The organism is Paraburkholderia largidicola (assembly GCF_013426895.1).
In the GTDB taxonomy this organism is placed as follows: domain Bacteria; phylum Pseudomonadota; class Gammaproteobacteria; order Burkholderiales; family Burkholderiaceae; genus Paraburkholderia; species Paraburkholderia largidicola.
The window spans coordinates 239,565-257,153 of sequence record NZ_AP023177.1; the positions used below are offsets into that span (position 1 = coordinate 239,565).

Annotated in this window: 15 protein-coding genes and 2 pseudogenes; 12 read left to right on the plus strand and 5 right to left on the minus strand. The window is 61.2% G+C overall.

The genetic code is table 11. The annotated features are described in order from the left end of the window. Window positions 1–37: 37 nt before the first annotated feature. On the minus strand, window positions 38–823 hold the full coding sequence (locus PPGU16_RS40315) for an IclR family transcriptional regulator (protein ID WP_180727726.1): 786 nt from the start codon (window positions 821–823) through the stop codon (window positions 38–40). Window positions 824–1,008: 185 nt separating this feature from the next. Between PPGU16_RS40315 and PPGU16_RS40320 the strand changes: the two genes are divergently transcribed. Together PPGU16_RS40320 and PPGU16_RS40325 are read left to right on the plus strand one after the other, a co-directional pair. Further along, the gene (locus PPGU16_RS40320) at window positions 1,009–2,292 is read left to right on the plus strand and encodes an MFS transporter (protein WP_180727656.1); all 1,284 of its coding nucleotides are present in this window, start codon (window positions 1,009–1,011) and stop codon (window positions 2,290–2,292) included. Between the two features lie 4 nt (window positions 2,293–2,296). Beyond that, a complete protein-coding gene (locus PPGU16_RS40325; RefSeq protein ID WP_180727657.1) occupies window positions 2,297–2,743 on the plus strand; it encodes a type II 3-dehydroquinate dehydratase in 447 nt (148 codons plus the stop codon). Between the two features lie 157 nt (window positions 2,744–2,900). Here PPGU16_RS40325 and PPGU16_RS40330 read toward each other — a convergent pair whose 3' ends face one another. Further along, window positions 2,901–3,821 carry a helix-turn-helix transcriptional regulator gene (locus PPGU16_RS40330; protein ID WP_180727658.1) on the minus strand — a complete coding sequence of 307 codons (921 nt, stop codon included), beginning with the start codon at window positions 3,819–3,821 and terminating at the stop codon, window positions 2,901–2,903. A gap of 233 nt (window positions 3,822–4,054) precedes the next feature. Here PPGU16_RS40330 and PPGU16_RS40335 point away from each other — a divergent pair, with 233 nt between their 5' ends. From PPGU16_RS40335 to PPGU16_RS40380, 10 genes are all read left to right on the plus strand, one after another. Next, entirely contained in the window at window positions 4,055–5,209 is a 1,155-nt protein-coding gene (locus PPGU16_RS40335) for an ABC transporter substrate-binding protein (RefSeq protein WP_180727659.1), read from the plus strand. Then, window positions 5,206–6,780: a sugar ABC transporter ATP-binding protein gene (locus PPGU16_RS40340; RefSeq protein ID WP_180727660.1), complete on the plus strand. Its 1,575-nt coding sequence runs from the start codon at window positions 5,206–5,208 to the stop codon at window positions 6,778–6,780. The genes PPGU16_RS40335 and PPGU16_RS40340 overlap by 4 nt, the downstream gene beginning before the upstream one ends. Next, window positions 6,764–7,717, plus strand: coding sequence for an ABC transporter permease (locus PPGU16_RS40345; RefSeq protein WP_180727661.1), 954 nt, complete (start codon window positions 6,764–6,766; stop codon window positions 7,715–7,717). The genes PPGU16_RS40340 and PPGU16_RS40345 overlap by 17 nt, the downstream gene beginning before the upstream one ends. Continuing rightward, window positions 7,714–8,685 carry an ABC transporter permease gene (locus PPGU16_RS40350; RefSeq protein ID WP_180727662.1) on the plus strand — a complete coding sequence of 324 codons (972 nt, stop codon included), beginning with the start codon at window positions 7,714–7,716 and terminating at the stop codon, window positions 8,683–8,685. Before PPGU16_RS40345 ends, PPGU16_RS40350 begins: the two co-directional genes overlap by 4 nt. 56 nt (window positions 8,686–8,741) lie before the next feature. After that, window positions 8,742–9,812, plus strand: a complete 1,071-nt coding sequence (locus tag PPGU16_RS40355; RefSeq protein ID WP_180727663.1) for a 2,3-butanediol dehydrogenase — start codon at window positions 8,742–8,744, stop codon at window positions 9,810–9,812. A 4-nt stretch (window positions 9,813–9,816) separates the two neighbouring features. Further along, complete coding sequence (locus tag PPGU16_RS40360; protein WP_180727664.1) at window positions 9,817–10,725, plus strand: NAD(P)-dependent oxidoreductase; 909 nt, start codon at window positions 9,817–9,819, stop codon at window positions 10,723–10,725. Window positions 10,726–10,755: 30 nt separating this feature from the next. Continuing rightward, window positions 10,756–11,040: a YciI family protein gene (locus PPGU16_RS40365; protein WP_180727665.1), complete on the plus strand. Its 285-nt coding sequence runs from the start codon at window positions 10,756–10,758 to the stop codon at window positions 11,038–11,040. Window positions 11,041–11,061: 21 nt separating this feature from the next. After that, window positions 11,062–11,925, plus strand: coding sequence for an intradiol ring-cleavage dioxygenase (locus PPGU16_RS40370; protein ID WP_180727666.1), 864 nt, complete (start codon window positions 11,062–11,064; stop codon window positions 11,923–11,925). Beyond that, complete coding sequence (locus PPGU16_RS40375) at window positions 11,922–13,001, plus strand: maleylacetate reductase (RefSeq protein WP_180727667.1); 1,080 nt, start codon at window positions 11,922–11,924, stop codon at window positions 12,999–13,001. Before PPGU16_RS40370 ends, PPGU16_RS40375 begins: the two co-directional genes overlap by 4 nt. 75 nt (window positions 13,002–13,076) lie before the next feature. Continuing rightward, a complete protein-coding gene (locus tag PPGU16_RS40380) occupies window positions 13,077–14,147 on the plus strand; it encodes an SDR family oxidoreductase (RefSeq protein ID WP_180727668.1) in 1,071 nt (356 codons plus the stop codon). Between the two features lie 1,052 nt (window positions 14,148–15,199). Here PPGU16_RS40380 and PPGU16_RS40385 read toward each other — a convergent pair. The 3 genes and pseudogenes from PPGU16_RS40385 to PPGU16_RS40395 all read right to left on the minus strand — a co-directional run bounded on the left by PPGU16_RS40385 (window position 15,200) and on the right by PPGU16_RS40395 (window position 17,520). Continuing rightward, window positions 15,200–15,864: pseudogene (locus PPGU16_RS40385) on the minus strand (glutathione S-transferase family protein). 327 nt (window positions 15,865–16,191) lie between these two features. Then, window positions 16,192–16,848, minus strand: a pseudogene (locus tag PPGU16_RS40390) (reverse transcriptase domain-containing protein); the annotation flags it as partial. Between the two features lie 57 nt (window positions 16,849–16,905). Then, window positions 16,906–17,520 carry a TetR/AcrR family transcriptional regulator gene (locus PPGU16_RS40395; protein ID WP_180727669.1) on the minus strand — a complete coding sequence of 205 codons (615 nt, stop codon included), beginning with the start codon at window positions 17,518–17,520 and terminating at the stop codon, window positions 16,906–16,908. Window positions 17,521–17,589: the final 69 nt, after the last annotated feature.

Here is a 17,589-nt window from a genome sequence, read left to right on the forward strand (position 1 = left end):
CTACCTCGCCGGCCGCACGGCGTTGGTTCAGTTTCTATCATCCTTTGCCCAGCGGCGGTCGGCTGGGGAACCCTGCCATGTTGCTCAACTGGGCCAGTTCATTCGCAGCCTCGCGCAGCAGGACCGAGTACTCGTGGATCTTCTCGGCGGTCAACCGCACCCGTGGCCCAGCCAGACTGATCACTCCGACGCAGCGCGAGCCATTGATGACGGGTGCTGCCACCGCTGACATTCGCGGCGCAAACACCTCGTCGATCATCGCGTAACCACGCACACGCGCGGCGTGCAGGAACCCCAACAGCGCTTTGACCGTCGTCGGTGCATTGGGTCCAAACTCATTCGGCTGTCCGAAGCCCTGCTTTAGAACGAGCGCGAGCGCCTGTTCGTCTGTCATCGTCATGAGCCACGCATGTCCGGTCGATGTGCATGAGAGTCGTGCCGCCTGGCCCATGTCGGGATCGTAGCGAAAGCCGACGCGCTGCCCATCCGCCTTGCCCACCCAGATAATCGCTTCCCCGTCGACCAGCGACAGCCGCGCCAACTCGCCGGTCCGCGCGGCAACACGTTCGATGATCGGCTGCGCAATATCGGCGATGCCCGTGAGGCTCAGGAATTCGAGTCCGTTAGACGTCATCCGCATTGTCAGAATGTAGCGGCTGTGATCGACCAGTTGCCTGACGTACCCACCCGCAACGAGTTCAGTGAGCAGGCGATGGCACGAACTGCGCGGCAGGGACAAGGCGTCGGCAATGGCCACGAGGCCCGCGCCTTCGCCTTGCGATGCCAGAAAATCGAGAATACGTAGGCCTTGTTTGAGTGACATTTCTTGTCGGTTCCACAATACGAAATGGAGTTCCGCCGCGGAACGGCTCCTCTCTGCAGCGCGAACAATAGCACTTGTTCGGCACCAACAACGAACGTTTCACCACATAGAAATGAGGAGACAACATGTCATCTTTTGCTGACCCAGACCTCGCCGAAGCGAGGCAGTCCGCGCAGGCCCACCTGATGGCGCGCCGCGCGGTGGCCGGTGCAACCGTCGGTACCGCGCTCGAATGGTTCGACTTCGCGTTGTATGGCGTGGTCGCGGCCACGGTCTTTCCGAAGCTCTTTTTCCCGTCGCTCGACCCGACCGCCTCGCTGCTCGCGTCGCTCGCCAGCTTCTGGGCCGGGCTCGCCGCGCGCCCGCTGGGCGCGATCATATGCGGGATGCTCGGCGACCGTTGGGGTCGCCGCAAACTGATGCTGGTCACTGTCTCGGTGATGGGCGCGTCGTCGTTCCTGATGGGCTTGCTGCCCACCTACCAGCAGGTCGGCGTCCTCGCGCCGACGTTGCTGGTTTCGCTGCGGATCATCCAGGGTTTCGCGCTCGGCGGGGAATCAACGGGCGCCCAACTCATGGCGGTGGAGCATGCATCGGCAGCACGACGCGGCTGGTATTCGGGCTTGCTCGGCATCTGTTCGCCGCTAAGCCAGATTCTCGCCAATTTCACGCTGTTTTCACTGGCGGCGGTGCTTTCGTCGGACGACTTTGATTCCTGGGGATGGCGGATCCCGTTTCTCGCCAGCTTTGTTCTTGTGCTGCTAGGCATCTACATCCGCAGTCGTGTATCCGAGACACCGGCCTTCGAGGCGCTCAACAAAAGCGGCGTGCGGGCACGCGCCGCGAATCCGCTCGGCATCGTGCTGAAGTACCACTGGCGCACTGCACTTCGCCTGACGCTGTTCTTTTGCGGGCCCGCTGCCCTGTTTTATCTGATCGTGGTGTTCTCGCTCAGCTACCTGACCAAACACCTTGGCGTGGCAAAGCAGACCGGCTTCATGCTGTTGATGATCGCCAATGTCTGCGCAATCGTGGGCGCACTGGCGGGCGGCTATCTGAGTGACAGGATTGGACGCAAGCGCGCGCTGATGATCGGCTCGTTTTGCACGCTGGTCTGCTGCCTGATCTATTTTCCGATTCTCAATCAGAACTCGATCGCTATGACCATGGCCGTGATGGGCGCATTCCTCGGCTTCACGCAGTTCCAGAGTGGCATCCAGCCGGTGTGGTTCGCCGAGTCCTTTCCGACCGAGGCACGCTACACGGGGTCCGCGCTGTCCTACTCAGGAGCGAACCTGCTCACCGGCGGCCCGATGCCCATCGTCGCTGTCGCGCTGCTGAATGCCTTTCACGGTTCTCCGTGGGCCATCGTCGCCGTGTGTGGCTCATTGAATCTGCTCTCCTTTCTCATGATTGCGGTATCGCGGGAAACCAAAGGCACCGCCCTCGAACGCTCCTCCACACATTGAAACCATGACTCGCAAACTTTATATCCTCAATGGCTCGAACCTGAACATGCTGGGCGTAAGGGAGCCTCACATCTACGGCAGCACCACGCTTGCGGACATCGAACAGAGCTGCCTGACACTCGCTGATGCGCTCAGGTTCGACTGCGTATTCCGTCAGACCAACAGCGAAAGCGAACTGATCGACTGGATCCAGGAAGCGTTCCTTCAGGATGCCGCGCTGATCATCAATCCGGCCGGCTTTTCGTTCGGTCGAATTCCCGTGCTCGATGCAGTCAAGCTCGTCAGGCGGCCGGTAGTGGAATTGCATATCACCAACATCCACGCGCGCTCGGAAGAATATCGTCACTCGACAATCTCGGTCGCGGCCACGGCGGTAATCTGCGGGGCAGGAGCAAACGGATATCTGCTGGCGATCCGCGCGATCGACGATCTGTGGAGCAAGCAGCCCTGAGCCTGCTACTTCATAGAGGACGAGGGCTCCTTGATGGAGCCCGCTGCGACCGATCCGCGCGTCGGGCATCGACTGGTGTGGGAGTTCTACAGCCGTTCGGGTGACCGCAGCGTGGCGCTAGCGAACGGAAGAAAAGGGGAAAGATTTCTTTCGAAGATCATCCGCCGCGCCCTGTTTTCGAAACCCGCGTCTTTCGGAATGTATCGAGTACCGTAGCGGCTTGAACAGGAATTGCAGCCGCATTGCTGGCTTTCATCAGCGCCTCGATGCGCTGTGCGGTATCCGTCGACGGCGCCGGCGTGTAGACCATGATGCGCATGCCCGGCGCATCCGGCACTTCCAGCGACAGCGCATCGAGTTCGAGCACACCCGCAACAGGATGCTCAATGACCTTGCGCCAGTCGCTGCGCTTGAGTACTTCATGCTCCGCCCACCAGCGGCAGAAGTCAGCATCCGTATCGTTCAGTTCTTCGACGAGATCGCGTAAAAACACTTCGCCCGAAGGCCGAAGAATATAGTCGCCGCGAAACTGCGCCAGCACGCATTTTGCGTAGGCGTCCCAGCCCTGGAAGAGCGCACGCGCGCCGTCTTGCTGAAACGTGAACCACAGCAGATTGCAGCGGCCCGCAGGCATCTTGCGGAAGTCGGCAAACACGCGTACGGCTGCTTCGTTCCACGTCACATAGTTCCAGTTGCCGTCGACGACATACGCCGGCATGTTGCCAAGCTGATCGAGCATGCGCCGAACGGTATCCGTCACGTTCTGCGCAATGGGATACGGGCCAGGCGGGGTGTAGTGATTGGCCAGCTCGAACAGATGCGTGCGCTCATGCGGCGAAAGCTTCAGCGCATTGGCAAGGCTCTCGATCGTCTTGAACGACACATTCACTTCCCTGCCCTGTTCGAGCCACGCATACCAGGTGACGCTGATGCCAGCACGCTCGGCCACTTCTTCGCGGCGCAAGCCCGGTGTCTTGCGGCGGGTGCCACTCGGAAAGTCGATGTCCTCAGGCCGAAGACGTGCGCGGCGCGTCTTCAGAAAATCCGCCAGTTCGTTCAGGCGCTGCTGCTTCTCCATGTCTCGCCTCCTTCTCCTTTCCCTGTTACTGCCATTACTAGTAATAGCAATTGCTAGATGCGCTTCGTCAACCATGCCACATTGGCGCCGTCGGGAAGCACGCGGTGTCCAGCATCGGTAACGCCAGATTATAGAACCCGTTACCCGTGCATGTGACGACCAGCCGCGTCGAAGATCAGTGACGACTACGCGTGCGTCTACCGGCAGCTATCAGAACATTTACGGAGACATTCATGCGTCGTTCGACCCGCTTTCACCGTGCGAGCGTAATCGCCGCAGCGGCTTTCATCCTGACGGCATCCTGTGCCGCGCGTGCGGACTACACCGGCGCGCCGCGCACGTTTCTGTTCAACCCCGCCGTGCAGATTCCGTTCTCCGATACGGCGAAATTCAAGAAGAAACCGCCCTATGTGATCGGCTTTTCGAATGCGGGACTCGGCGACAGCTGGCGCGTCGTGATGCAGCACTCGTTGATGAAGGCCGCAGCGGAGCATCCGGACCAGATCAAGCAATTGCTGATCACCAACGGAAACATGGACGACGCCAAACAGGCTGCCGACATTCAGGACCTGATCTCGCGCGGCGTGGACCTGCTGATCGTCAGCGCGAACACGCAAAAGGCGCTCGATCCCGTCGTCACGCGTGCGATGAAACAGGGCATACCTGTCGTTATGGTCGATCGGCGCATTTCCTCAGACAACTTCGTTTCGTTCGTGACAGGGTCCGACGCAATGATGGGCCGCGTGTGGGCGCAATGGATTGTCGAGAAGCTGCACGGCAAGGGCAACGTCATCATGCTGGCAGGCCAGGCGGGTTCCAGCGTCAGCGCCGACCGTGAAGCGGCCGCCCACGAAGTGTTCTCGCAATACCCAGGCATCAAGGTCCTCGACACGGTCTATTCGGACTGGAGCCCCGTGAAGGCCAAGCAGCAAATGCAGGCGATGATCGCGAAGTACGGGCACAACATCAACGCCGTATGGTGCGCGCACGGCTTGCCTGTGGCGGGCTCGATCGAAGCGTTCCTCGCGGCCGGGTTCAAGCCCGGCGAAATTCCGCCGCACACGACAGCCGACCTCAATGGCCCGTTGCAACTCGCGTTGAAGTACAAGATTCCGATGCTCGAGATCGGCTATCCGCCTTCGATGGGCGGCACGTCGCTCGATGTCGCGCTCAAGGTGCTGCAAGGTCAACCGTTGCCGAAGATCTACGAGATCAGTCCGCAGATCGCGCTGACGCGTGGCGATGAAACGGCATCCGTCCCACATCCCGACCAGTACGTCGATCAGGTGGTCGATGCGAAGGGCCCGCCCGACAAGATCATCGACGGCGGCATGGGTGCGGACTACAACCCGTCCACGTTCAAGATCAAGCTGCCAGGTGAGAAATGAACGCGCACCCATCCAGTCCGTCACGCGATAGCCTCGCCGCGCCGTCCGACGTCATCGAAGTCAGCGGCATCACCAAGCAGTTCCCTGGCGTCAAGAGCCTCGACGCCGTGAGCTTCGGCGTGCGCGGCGGCGAAATTCACGCGCTGGTCGGCGAAAACGGCGCGGGCAAATCGACGCTGATGAAAGTGCTCGCGGGCGCCTACGTACCGGACGAAGGCGCATTGCGCTTCGACGGTCAGCCCATCGCGTGGAAGTCTCCCGCCGATGCAAAGGTACACGGCGTTCACATCATCTATCAGGAACTCGTGCTGTTTCCGCAATCGAGCGTGGCGCAGAACATCTTCGCCGGGATCGAGCCCCGCACGCGGCTGGGCATGATCGACCACCGCGCGATGAACGAACGCGCCGCCACGTTGCTGCACGAACTGGGCGTGCAACTCGATCCGCGCGAGCGTGTCGGCGCGCTCTCTGTCGCCAGCCAGCAGATGGTCGAGATTGCGAAGGCGATGGCGAGCGAGATACGCGTCCTGATACTCGACGAACCGACGGCAGTCATCGCCGGCAAGGAAGTCCAACTATTGTTCGAACGGCTGCGCGTGCTGCGCGAGCGCGGCGTCGCGATTGTCTATATCTCGCACCGGCTGGATGAAATCTTCGAACTGTGCGACCGCGTAACCGTCATGAAGGACGGCCGCAAGATCGGCACACAAGCCGTGTCGGACACGACGCGCGGCGATCTCGTGCGCATGATGATCGGCCGCGAAATGAAGGATATCTATCCGCCAAAGCCCGCGCTGGAACCGGGCGGCACCGTGCTGATGAATGTCGAAGGCCTGCATGTCGGCAATCGCGTGTTCGATGCTTCGCTGTCTGTGCGCGCCGGCGAAATCGTCGGACTTGCCGGCATGGTCGGCTCGGGCCGCACCGAACTCGCGTCGGGCGTGTTCGGTGCCCTGCCCGCGCGCGGCACGATTGAAGTGCGCGGCGCGCGCCACGCGCGCATGACGCCTGCAACGGCGATCCGCCTTGGCCTTGGCTTCGTCACGGAAGACCGCAAATCAGAAGGCTTGCTGATGTACCTGAACGTCGCGCAGAACGTCACCGCGACAACCCTCCGGCGCGTGTCCCGTTTTGGATTGCTGAGAGCAAACGAAGAGCGAAGCGCCGGCGCAGATGCAATCCGCGAATACGGCATCGCGGGCGCGCGGCCTGCGGGCAGCGTTGCGACGTTATCGGGTGGCAACCAGCAGAAGGTGCTCATCAGCCGATGGGTACGCGTGTGTACCAGCGTGCTGATTCTCGACGAACCGACACGCGGCGTTGACATCGGTGCGAAGGCGGAAATCTATCGACTGATGCGCGAACTGACGAATCGCGGACTCGGCATCCTGATGATCAGTTCCGAGTTGCAGGAAGTGATCGGCATGTCCGACCGCGTCCTGGTAATGCGCGAAGGACGCATTGCGGGCGAAGTCAGCGGCGAGCAGATGACCGAGCACGACATCATGGCGCTCGCGACGGGTGGCGCGCAATTCGCGCAGACGGGAGGCACTCATGCGTACGCTCATTAGGCGCCGCGTCTCATCGAACGCAGCGCCATTCATCGTAGCCGTGCTGATCGCGGTGCTATTTGTCACGGGCGCAAACGTCAACGACCGCTTTTCGACGCTATCCAATCTGCTGAACGTTCACCAGCAGGCGACGGGCCTTGCGCTCGTCGCGCTCGGGCAAACGCTCGCCGTTCTGACAGGCGGCATCGACCTGTCCGTTGGTTCGCTGATCAGCGTGACGGCCACGCTCACATCAGGCCTCTCCGATGGGACACAAGGCGGATGGGACATGGCGATTTCGATCGCGATTGCGCTATCGATCGTCGTCGGTTTGGCAAATGGCCTGCTCGTGCTCCGGCTGCGCGTGCATCCGCTGATCGTCACGCTGGGTATGGGTGCCGTGCTGCAAGGCGGCATCCTGTACTACGCGAACGGCCCCGCGGGCAGCGTGCCGGACGGTTTCGACGCGCTGGCCTACGGCCGATACGCCAACGTGCCCGTCACCGCCACCGTCGTGCTGCTGCTCTATGGCTGCGTGTTGTATTTCATGCGCAATACGCGCCTCGGCCGATACGTCTACCTCGTCGGCGATGACGACAACGCGGCGACGCTATCGGGCATTCCGCGCAAGCGCGTCATTCTGTTCGTCTACACGTTCTCGTCACTCTGCGCAGGCCTGACGGGCATCTATCTCGCTGCCCAGTTCGGCTCGGGCCAACCGTATCTCGGTGCGAACTACACGCTTGCGTCGATTACGCCCGTTGTCGTCGGCGGCACGATTCTGAGCGGAGGGCGTGGCGGCGTCATCGGCACGCTGCTCGGCGTGTATCTGCTCAGCATGCTCAACAACCTGATCAACTTCGCCGGCGTGCCGTCGCAGTATCAGCTCATCGTGCAGGGTATCGCGATCATCGCGGCCGTCTGCGTCAACGTCCAGCAGAAACGGAGGCTCGCATGAACTCGGTTGCTCCGCGCAGCGACGCCACACCGGCGCGCATGCTGTCACTCGGTGTCGCGCGACGCTATGGCATCTATCTGTTTCTCGTGGCGCTGATTGCGCTGTCGGGTGCATGGTCGCCTGCTTTCCTGCGCGCCGACAACGTGGTCAACATGCTGGTGCAGTTTGCGCCGCTCGGCATCGTCGTGATTGGCCAGGTGTTCGTGATTCTCGTGGGCGGACTCGATCTCTCGGTTGCCTCCGTGATGGCGACAGCCGCCGTGATCGCCACCGCGTTCGACGACACGAACCATTCGGCTCCTGCCATCTTCGGCGTCACGCTCGTGTTGTGCATCGGCGCGGGGCTGCTCAATGGTCTGCTCGTCACTAAGCGTCAGGTGTCGCCGTTTCTCGCGACATTTGCGACCGCCGTGGTACTCGACGGCCTGCGCTTTGCCTACACGCAGGGTGCGCCCTCGGGCAACGTACCGCCGCTCTTTCACGCGATGGGAACCGGTGCCGTAGCGGGTGTGCCTGTCAACGTGATGATGCTTTCCGTATGCGCGATCGTCTTCGGCACGCTACTGCATCTCTCCACGTTCGGGCGACGCGTGTACATGGTGGGCGGCAACGCCGTCGCCGCGAGACTGGTTGGCGTGAGTCCCGACACCGTGCGCATCGCGTGCTACGTGATCAGCGCGCTGCTGGCCGGACTGGCAGGACTGATCCTGTCGGGCTATGTCGGCATCGTCGATAACTGGGTGGGGCGCGGCTTTGAACTCGATTCGATCGTCGCCGCAGTGATGGGCGGCCTCGCGCTCTCCGGCGGCCGCGGCTCGCTGCTGGGCGGACTCGCGGGTGCAGCGATTCTCGTCATCGTCTTCAACATCGTGCTGCTGATCGGCATGCCCGTGCAGGCGCAGATCATCGTCAAGGGCGTGATCATCATCGGCGCATCCGCGTGCTATGTGAGCCGCCGTCAGCGCTGAATTTACGGATCCACACGAGGCCATTCGAAATGGCCCGACTAACCAAGGAGTCGAATATGAGAGCAGTGCGTTTTCACTGTGCGCACGATATCCGGGTCGAGAACGTACCGGACCCGACGGGCATGGGCGCGAACCAGATGATCGTCAAGCCGCTGTGGTGCGGCATCTGCGGCACCGATCTGCATGAATATCAGGCGGGTCCCATCGTCGTGCCGACCGAGCCGCATGCATTGACGGGCGCGAAAGCGCCTCAGGTTCTAGGCCATGAATTCAGCGCGGAGGTCGTCGAAGTCGGCAAGGACGTGAAGAACGTGCAGCGCGGCGACCGCATCTCGGTAATGCCGCTCGCGTCGTGCGGCCAGTGCTATTACTGCGCGCGCGGCATGCGCCATCTGTGCACGAAGATGGGCTGCGTCGGGCTGAGCTGGGACGGCGGCGGCATGGCCGAGTACACGGTGCTCAACGACTATCACGCGAACCGCCTGCCCGACAACGTCAGCGACAAGCAGGGAGCGCTGATCGAACCGGCCGCTGTCGCACTGTATGCCGTCGACCGGGGCGGCGTCACGGTCGGCTCGACGGTGCTGATTACTGGCGCGGGCCCGATCGGCGTGCTCGCTGCGCTCGCCTGCCATGCAGCGGGCGCCACGAAGATTTACGTCAGCGAACCCAACGCGGCGCGCGCCGCGAAGATGGCCAGCTTCGGCGTCACGACCGACATCTTCGATCCATCCGATGGCGAGCTTCCGCAAAAGATTTGCGATCTCACGGAAGGCGTGGGCGTCGACGTGGCGATCGAATGCGCGGGCAACCAGCATGCGCTGAACGCCTGCGTCGATGCCGTGCGTTCCGCGGGCGCCGTCGTGCAGGCGGGTCTGCATGTCGGCACAGCAAGTGTCGATCCGATGAAATGGTCGCTGAAGGACATTCGGATAGAAGGAACGTGGTGTTATCCCGTCACGATCTGGCCGCGCATCATCGGCATGATCGCGAACGGCAAATTCCCCGTTGAAAAGCTCATCCACGATCTGATCGATGCCGACGATGTCGTCGAAAAAGGCTTCGACGTGCTGAGCGACAAAGGCAGTGACAAGATGAAGATTCTCATCAATCCCCAAGTACGGTGACGACATGCCGCAAACGCAAGAGAAACACAACGCACAACAGATCGGCTGGATCGGCCTCGGCAAGATGGGCACGCCGATCGTGCGCAATCTGCTCGCCGCAGGATTCGACGTGACCGTATATGACGTCGACGCGGCGCGCATCGACGAGGCCGTTCGACTCGGCGCGCGCCGCGCTGAACATGCGGGCAGCGTCGCGCGTTCGGCCCCGCTCGTCTTCTCGATCATTCCCGACGACGCCGTATTGCGTAAGGTCGCGCTCGGCACACACGGCGTGATCGAGAACGCAAACGACGGCGCCGTCTATATCGACATGAGCACGGTTTCGCCTGCCGCCTCAGCCGAAGTCCGCGAAGCGGCACGCAAGCGCGGAATTGGCTATATCTGCGCGCCCGTGTCCGGCAGCACCGTCCTTGCCGGCAAGGCACAGCTGACCGTGTTCGCATCGGGCCCGCAAGACGCGTACGGCCGCGCGTTGCCCGTCTTTCAGGCCATGTCGGCACGCCAGTACTATGTTGGCGAGGATCAGCAGGCACGTTATCTGAAGCTCGCCATCAATCATCTGGTCGGCTCGACTGCTGTGCTGCTCGCCGAAGCGCTGACGCTCGGCACGAAGGGCGGCCTCGACTGGGCAGAGATGCTGGATGTGATCGGTGACAGCGTCGCGGCGTCGCCGCTCGTCAAATACAAACTCGATCCGCTGAAGAAAAGGGACTTCTCCCCTGCCTTTTCGTCGCGGCAAATGCTCAAGGACATGTCGCTCGTCGTCGATGCGGGCGCGGACGCCGGCGTACCAATGATAGCGGCGGCGCTCGTACGCGAGCAGTTTGCGCGCTACGCAGAAGGCGACGGCGCGGATCTGGACTTCTTCTCCATCGTGCGCGCCGTCGAAGCGCAAGCCGGGATTTCCCGCTGAATTCTTATCTCACCACATTCAGGAATCGCGATGCACTACACCGTCTATTGCCTCGACCACGACAACATGGTCGAACGCCGTCTTGCCCATTACGAAGAACACAAGGCTTATCTGGCCACGTCACCCGTCAGGATGGTCATGTCGGGCCCGCTGCTGGCAGGCGATCAGGAAACGATGATCGGCAGTTTCTTTCTTTACGAAGCGGATGAGATCGGCGACGTGATGCGCTTCAACAGCAACGACCCGTTCAACAAGGCGGGAATCTGGCGCACCGTCGATATCCGACCGTTTCTCAAGCGCGTCGACAACCGCTAGTCAGACCAACGGAATCGATTCATGCGAAACCTCGACGAGAACACCATCACGGATGCCGTGCTTGCACGCCACGAACACGCACCCGATGAGCGGCTCAAGACGATCGTCACGAGTCTCGTGCGGCATCTGCACGCCTTCGCCCGTCAAGTCGGCCTGACCGAGCGCGAATGGGAAGCCGGCATCCGCTTTCTCACCGATGTCGGCCATATCACCGACGACCGCCGCCAGGAATTTATTCTGCTGTCAGATACGCTGGGCCTGTCGATGCTCGTGACAGCAATGGCGCATCGCAAGCCCGATGGCTGCACGGAAGCGACGGTCTTCGGTCCCTTCTTCGTCGACAATGCGCCCGAATATCGCAACGGCGACGACGTCGCCAATGGCGCACGCGGCGAACCGTGCTTCGTGTCGGGCGTGGTGCGCGGCCCAGACGGCGAGCCGGTGAGCGGTGCGCGCATCGAAGTCTGGCAGGCGGACGCCGAAGGTTTCTACGACGTTCAGACCGGCGACGCCGACACGCATCGCGCGAGAGGCGTGCTGCACAGCCTGTCCGATGGGCGTTATCACTTTCGCTCGATCGTGGCGGAGCCGTATCCGATTCCGCACGATGGTCCCGTGGGACGCATGCTCCAAGCGCTGGGACGTCATCCGTGGCGCCCTGCGCATCTGCATTTCATGATTACGGCGCCCGGCTACGAACGGCTCGTCACGCATGTCTTCCGCGAAGGCGATCGCTACCTGGACTCGGATGCCGTGTTCGGCGTGCGTTCGTCGCTGATCGCGCCGTGGATTCGCCACGAGAGCGGCACCGCGCCCGACGGCACGGTCATGGCGACGCCATTCAGCACGCTCGCATTCGACTTCGTTCTGAGCCGATCCTCATGATTGCCTTCACCTACACTGGCCGGCCCGGCCGGATCGTCTTCGGCTCGGGAGCGATCGAGCGCCTCGCCGGCGAGCTGGACGAACTGTGCATCCGGCGCGCGCTCGTGCTCTGCACGCCGGAGCAGCGCTTTCTCGCCGACCGCGTGCGCAAGCTCGCGGGCGAGCACTGCGCGGACGTGTTCGATCGGGCCGTCATGCACGTGCCCGTCGAAACTGCGCAGGAAGGTGTCGCGGCGGCGCTCGCGGCGGGCGCGGATGGACTGGTCGCAGCGGGCGGTGGTTCGACACTCGGACTCGCGAAAGCCATCGCGCTCGAAACCTCGTTGCCGATCCTTGCCATTCCGACCACGTACGCCGGCTCCGAAGTCACGCCTATCTATGGCATGACGTCGGCCAGCGAGAAAAAGACGGGCAAGAGCTATCGCGTGCTGCCGCGCACGGTGATCTACGACGCGTGCCTCACCCTGACCCTGCCGGTAGCGCTGTCGGCGACGAGTGGCCTCAACGCGATCGCGCATGCCGCCGAAGGCCTCTATGCGCAGGACGCCAATCCCGTGATGTCGATGTTTGCGGAGGAAGGCATCCGCAGCCTCGCGCGCGCGTTACCGCGCATCATTGAACAGCCCGACGATATCGCGGCGCGCGAAGCCGCCCAGTACGGTGCATGGCTGTGCGGAACCGTGCTGGGCAGCGTCGGCATGGCATTGCATCACAAGCTGTGCCACACGCTCGGCGGTATGTTCAATCTGCCGCACGCGGAAACCCATGCAGTGATGCTGCCTTACTCGATGGCGTTCAATCTGCCTGCCGCGCCAGCGGCGCACGAACGTCTGTGCAGGGCGCTGGACACGCAGGAACCCGCCGCCGCGCTGCACGACCTTGGCCGCTCGCTTCATGCGCCAGCGTCGCTCGAAGCGCTGGGCCTTCGGTCATCCGATATTCGCGCGGCGGCCACGGCGGCAATGCAGGCGCCCTATTACAACCCTCGGCCGCTCTCTTATGAAGCGGTACATCGCTTGCTGGCATGTGCTTTCGACGGCATACGGCCCGATAGCCGGACGTTCGAAAGCGTGTAGACGACTTCTTTATCGAAGCATGCATCCGCAGATTCTTCCTGCAAACCCAGTTACTTTTCGATTCTTTGACTCTACATGGACAAGCGGGCACTCATCATTGGCGCGACGGGCATCGTCGGCGGCAATCTCGCGCAACATCTACTCGCATGCGGAGGCTGGCACGTGACAGGTCTCTCGCGCGGCCGTACGAAGGCGCCCGACGGCATCGAATCCGTCACAGCCGATCTGACTTCCGCGCGATCCGTCGCCGACGCGCTGCAAGGGCAGCATTTCAGTCACGTCTTCTTTACCGCGTGGTCGCGACAGGCAACCGAGCGCGAGAACATCGAAGTGAACGGCGCAATGGTCCGTCACGTGCTGGACGCGCTCGGCCCTTCCGGCAAGCTCGAACATGCCGCGCTCGTCACGGGGCTCAAGCATTACCTCGGGCCCTTCGAAGCGTACGCGCAAGGAAGTGTCCCGCTCACGCCGTTTCGCGAGGAACAGGGCCGGCAGCCCGTCGACAATTTCTATTACGAGCAGGAAGACCGGCTGTTCGAAGCAGCACGTCAATATGGCTTCAGCTGGAGCGTGCATCGGCCGCATACCATCATCGGCTTCGCGCTCGGCAACGCGATGAACATGGGCGTCACGCTCGCCGTGTACGCCACGTTGTGCAAGGAAACGGGGCAACCGTTCGTGTTTCCGGGTTCGCCCGCGCAATGGAACAGTCTCACGGATATGACCGACGCACGCCTGCTCGCGCGGCATCTCGAGTGGGCCTCCACATCGGCCAGCGCGCGCAACGAGGACTTCAACGTCGTCAATGGCGACGTGTTCCGGTGGAAATGGATGTGGTCGCAGTTGGCGCACTATTTCGGCATCGAGCCTGCGCCTTTCGACGGTGAGACGTGTCCGCTCGAACATCGCATGCAGGAGGCGGGCAGGCAATGGTCGGAAATCGCGGCCCGTTATCAATTGAAGGAAGCAGGCATCGACAGGCTCGTGTCGTGGTGGCATACCGACGCCGACCTCGGACGTCCGATGGAAGTTCTGACTGACATGAGCAAAAGCCGTAAAGCCGGGTTCCTCGATTACCAGAGCACACCGGATGCGTTTTTCGCGCTCTTCGATAAATTGAAGCAGGAGCGGATCATTCCTTCTTAGACGTCTGTTCGACCTTACGAAGACAGCGACTTTTCGCAAGCCGGCCAGCCCATCTGTCGCGGCGATAGCTGCGAAAATGATGGCTGTCTCGACGCTGCACGTGCTCAATCGCCTGATCTCACGCCAACGCGATTCGGCGATTATCTCCATGTTCGACTCAGCGCAGCCTGACTGTCGGTGGTTCGGAGCTTTTGGCGATGTTGTAAAGAAAGACGCGAGCGTGGCGTCTCCCGAGGTCGGGAATTGGCGTACTACTATGTCGAATTCGGACGAGTCGTACCATTGCCGTCGCCGATCAAGTAGGTGCTGGCGCGGCAATGCCCGATACCAAGCGAAAGCTCGCAATGGGTTCCTGGAGGACGCAAAAGCGTGTTAATCAAAGCATGATGACAAGGCGGTCGAGGATTCCGAGGTGTCACGCGGCCGCGCTCATAGGAGGGACCGAATATGCGGCCGATGGCCGACGCGCACGGATACCTATGAAGTAGCAAGACTCACATTCCGCAGGTCGCGAACACAATTTGGCGTGACTTTTTTTCTCAGTTCGGCGGGCGAAATGCGCCTCCGAGCCGCCGCGTAGCATGAGCAACTAACGCTGAAAATCCGCTTATGGGCTGTAATGGCATCGAATCTAGCATTGAAAACTAGTAGTCCTATGCTGACATAGTGGAAGAATGTTCTGCCCGTAAGAACTTGCTCCGCCCAAGGCTCGCTTCTCCCTGCACAGCGAGTGCCGGGGACAGTTACTCCTCGTCAACTACTTCATTGATCACATTGGTCTGGAGGCCTTGCTCGATCGCTACGTTCCTTCAGACATGCGCTGTGCGCCCTCGGCGTGCTGCTGCGCGAAGATGAAACCTGTGTGCTTTGTCGCTTTTCAGGTTTTGCGGAGAGCCGAAGCACCGGCCACAGGGCATCTGAAGCGATCTTGGCCACCCCCGGCACATGACGTCCCACCCGATCCGACCATGAAGGTCCGCTGTGTGAGCGGAGCGGTCGCCTAAATGACCAAGTGAACACGATGTCGAACGGCCGCAGATGGCCGTGGGCGGTTATCGCGCTGTTGTTCGGGACATGCTGTCGCGAGCGGCAAATTGCTGCCACCAGACAGCCAGCTTTTCGCATCCTTTCATTAATGATATGGCTTCCGGCGCCTGCATGAAGCAGGCGAAGATCGGTGCGGCGTACAGATCGGCGAGTGTCGCCGTGTCGCCGATCAAAAATCCTCGGTCATCGGACAGTCTAGTCAATTCAGATAAGCACACTGCGGCGGGTGGCAGCGCTGCGGCGATTTTGTGCTCGTTGGGCGACCGGCCTTCGCGGGCCGAAACTACACGCTCGACATATATGTCCCAAACGAGTGTTTGGTAAGCGTATGCGTCCATCAAACCGATGATCTGATTTACCTTGGCGCGGGCTTTCGGTTCCGTCGGCTGCAACTCGCATCCCGGAAAAGCGTCGTCGATGTAACGAACAATCGCGCTGGTTTCGTAAAGATGGAATTCGCCATGCTCAAAGGCCGGGATACGGCCGAACGGGTGGCGAGCCAAATGCTCTTGCGGAACACCTGTCTTTGCGAAAACTCCACCTCGACCAAATCATACGTGACCCGCTTCTCTTCGAGAGCCAGCCTGACGATCCGCACATATACGCTCCATGCCGCTCCGTAGACCCTTACCGCTTCTGTGATTGTCACAGCATCGCTCCAGTCGCACATGGAAGGCGCGGCCTCTCGGCAACCGCAGATGGTCATTGTTGACGATCTTGACCGAAGTGTCGAACGGCTGTTCGTGGCCGAACCCGGGCCGACGCAAACCAAGCAGGATCGCTGACCGCGGCAGATATGCGAAAGGCATACGCCGGTAGAGTCGGAATGTGGCGCGGTAGCTGTAGGCTCGGTTTGTCTGTTGCCGCCCCTTTCGTCTGGCGGTGCCCAAGTAACCTTACCCTAACCCCGTTTCCACATCCCGCTCATCGAACCCGTCGTGCAGATCTCCCGCAACGGGCTCTCGGACAAGACATCACGCCTTCGTACACGGCAGGTTCACAACCATGGACCAGTCAGACGCACGAGACCGAAGTGCCCGTAAAGGTGCTGGGATGGATAAGTCCCGCCCCTGCGACGCCTGAGCTTGTACTTGTTGCGTAACCACCGACGCAACCGCGTAGCGGTGTAGCTGTCGAGCGCGCGATACGCGCGTCTGTCCGAGCCTACCCTGAAGTAGTTCGCCCAGCCGCGTAACGTACGGTTCAACCTGCCCACCAACTCCGTGGTCTCTTGCCACACCGTCTTGAGGGCGGTCATCGCATGAATCTTTTCGACCATGCGCCGGATACTCTTCTTCGACGGACGCATGCCCATACGGGCCTGGCCAGTCGTCGCTGAGTACAGCCGCCCAAACGTATAACCCAGGAAATCGAATTCACCTTCCGGGACCTTGCAGATTCGGCTCTTCTCCTCGTTGACCGTCAGCTTCAGCTTGCTCATGAGCTCACGCAGTTTCAGCAACGCCTCTTCGGCCTTGCCTCCCTTGCACAGGATCACGAGATCATCCGCGTAGGTCACAATACGACTGCCAAGACTGCGCTGAAGTCCGAGCTTCTTCCACGCCAGCACAAACCGGCGCATATAGACATTCGCCAGTAGTGGTGAGATGGGTGAGCCTTGCGGAATCCCACGTCCGCTATCTTTGGCCTCCGTCGCCGCTCATGTCAGTTGTCGTGGTCATTTCTCAAGTAATTTTCGCCCAATAACCCGTCAGACGCGTCGCGACAGGAGCACCAGGTCGGCCGCTTCCTCGGCATCTTTGAGGAGCATCTTGCGCGGCACTCCTAGCTGCGCACGCATGGTTAGCCCGCGCGCTAAATCCGTGACTTGGGTTGCGCGCGCGGCGACGGGAAAGTCAGATGGGATTTCTCCCGCGATGATTGCGTCCCGGAAACGACCCTCCACCAGGGCGGTGCCACCAGCGGCTGCGTTTTGCAGGAATTGCCGGACCTCAGGGTCGTCCACAAGCGGTGCGACGCAAATCAGAAGGCAGCCCCGGGCAGACCCTTTCTCGGTCGCACTTTCGACGGCGTACCTCAGAAAGCCCGTGATCGAGTCGCGAAGACTTAGTGATGAAAGGAGTGCCTTCGCGGCTGATGCGCCTTTCCGTTCCGCGTATGCCTTAAGGACCCGCAAGAATATCGCCCGCTTGTCCCCAAACACGGCATACAGGCTCGGCCGTCCCACCCCCATCCCGGCGACGAGATCGTCAATCGTCACTCCGTCGTAGCCTTTCGACCAGAACACCTGAGTCGCCTTTTCCAGCGCCCCTGTCTCGTCGAAGCTGCGCGGTCGGCCCCTCGGCTTAGCAGCATTTTGAATCATTTGGTTCAAAACTCCTTGACACTCGTCATTGCATCAATATATAACTGAATAGTTCTAAATTAGCAAGTT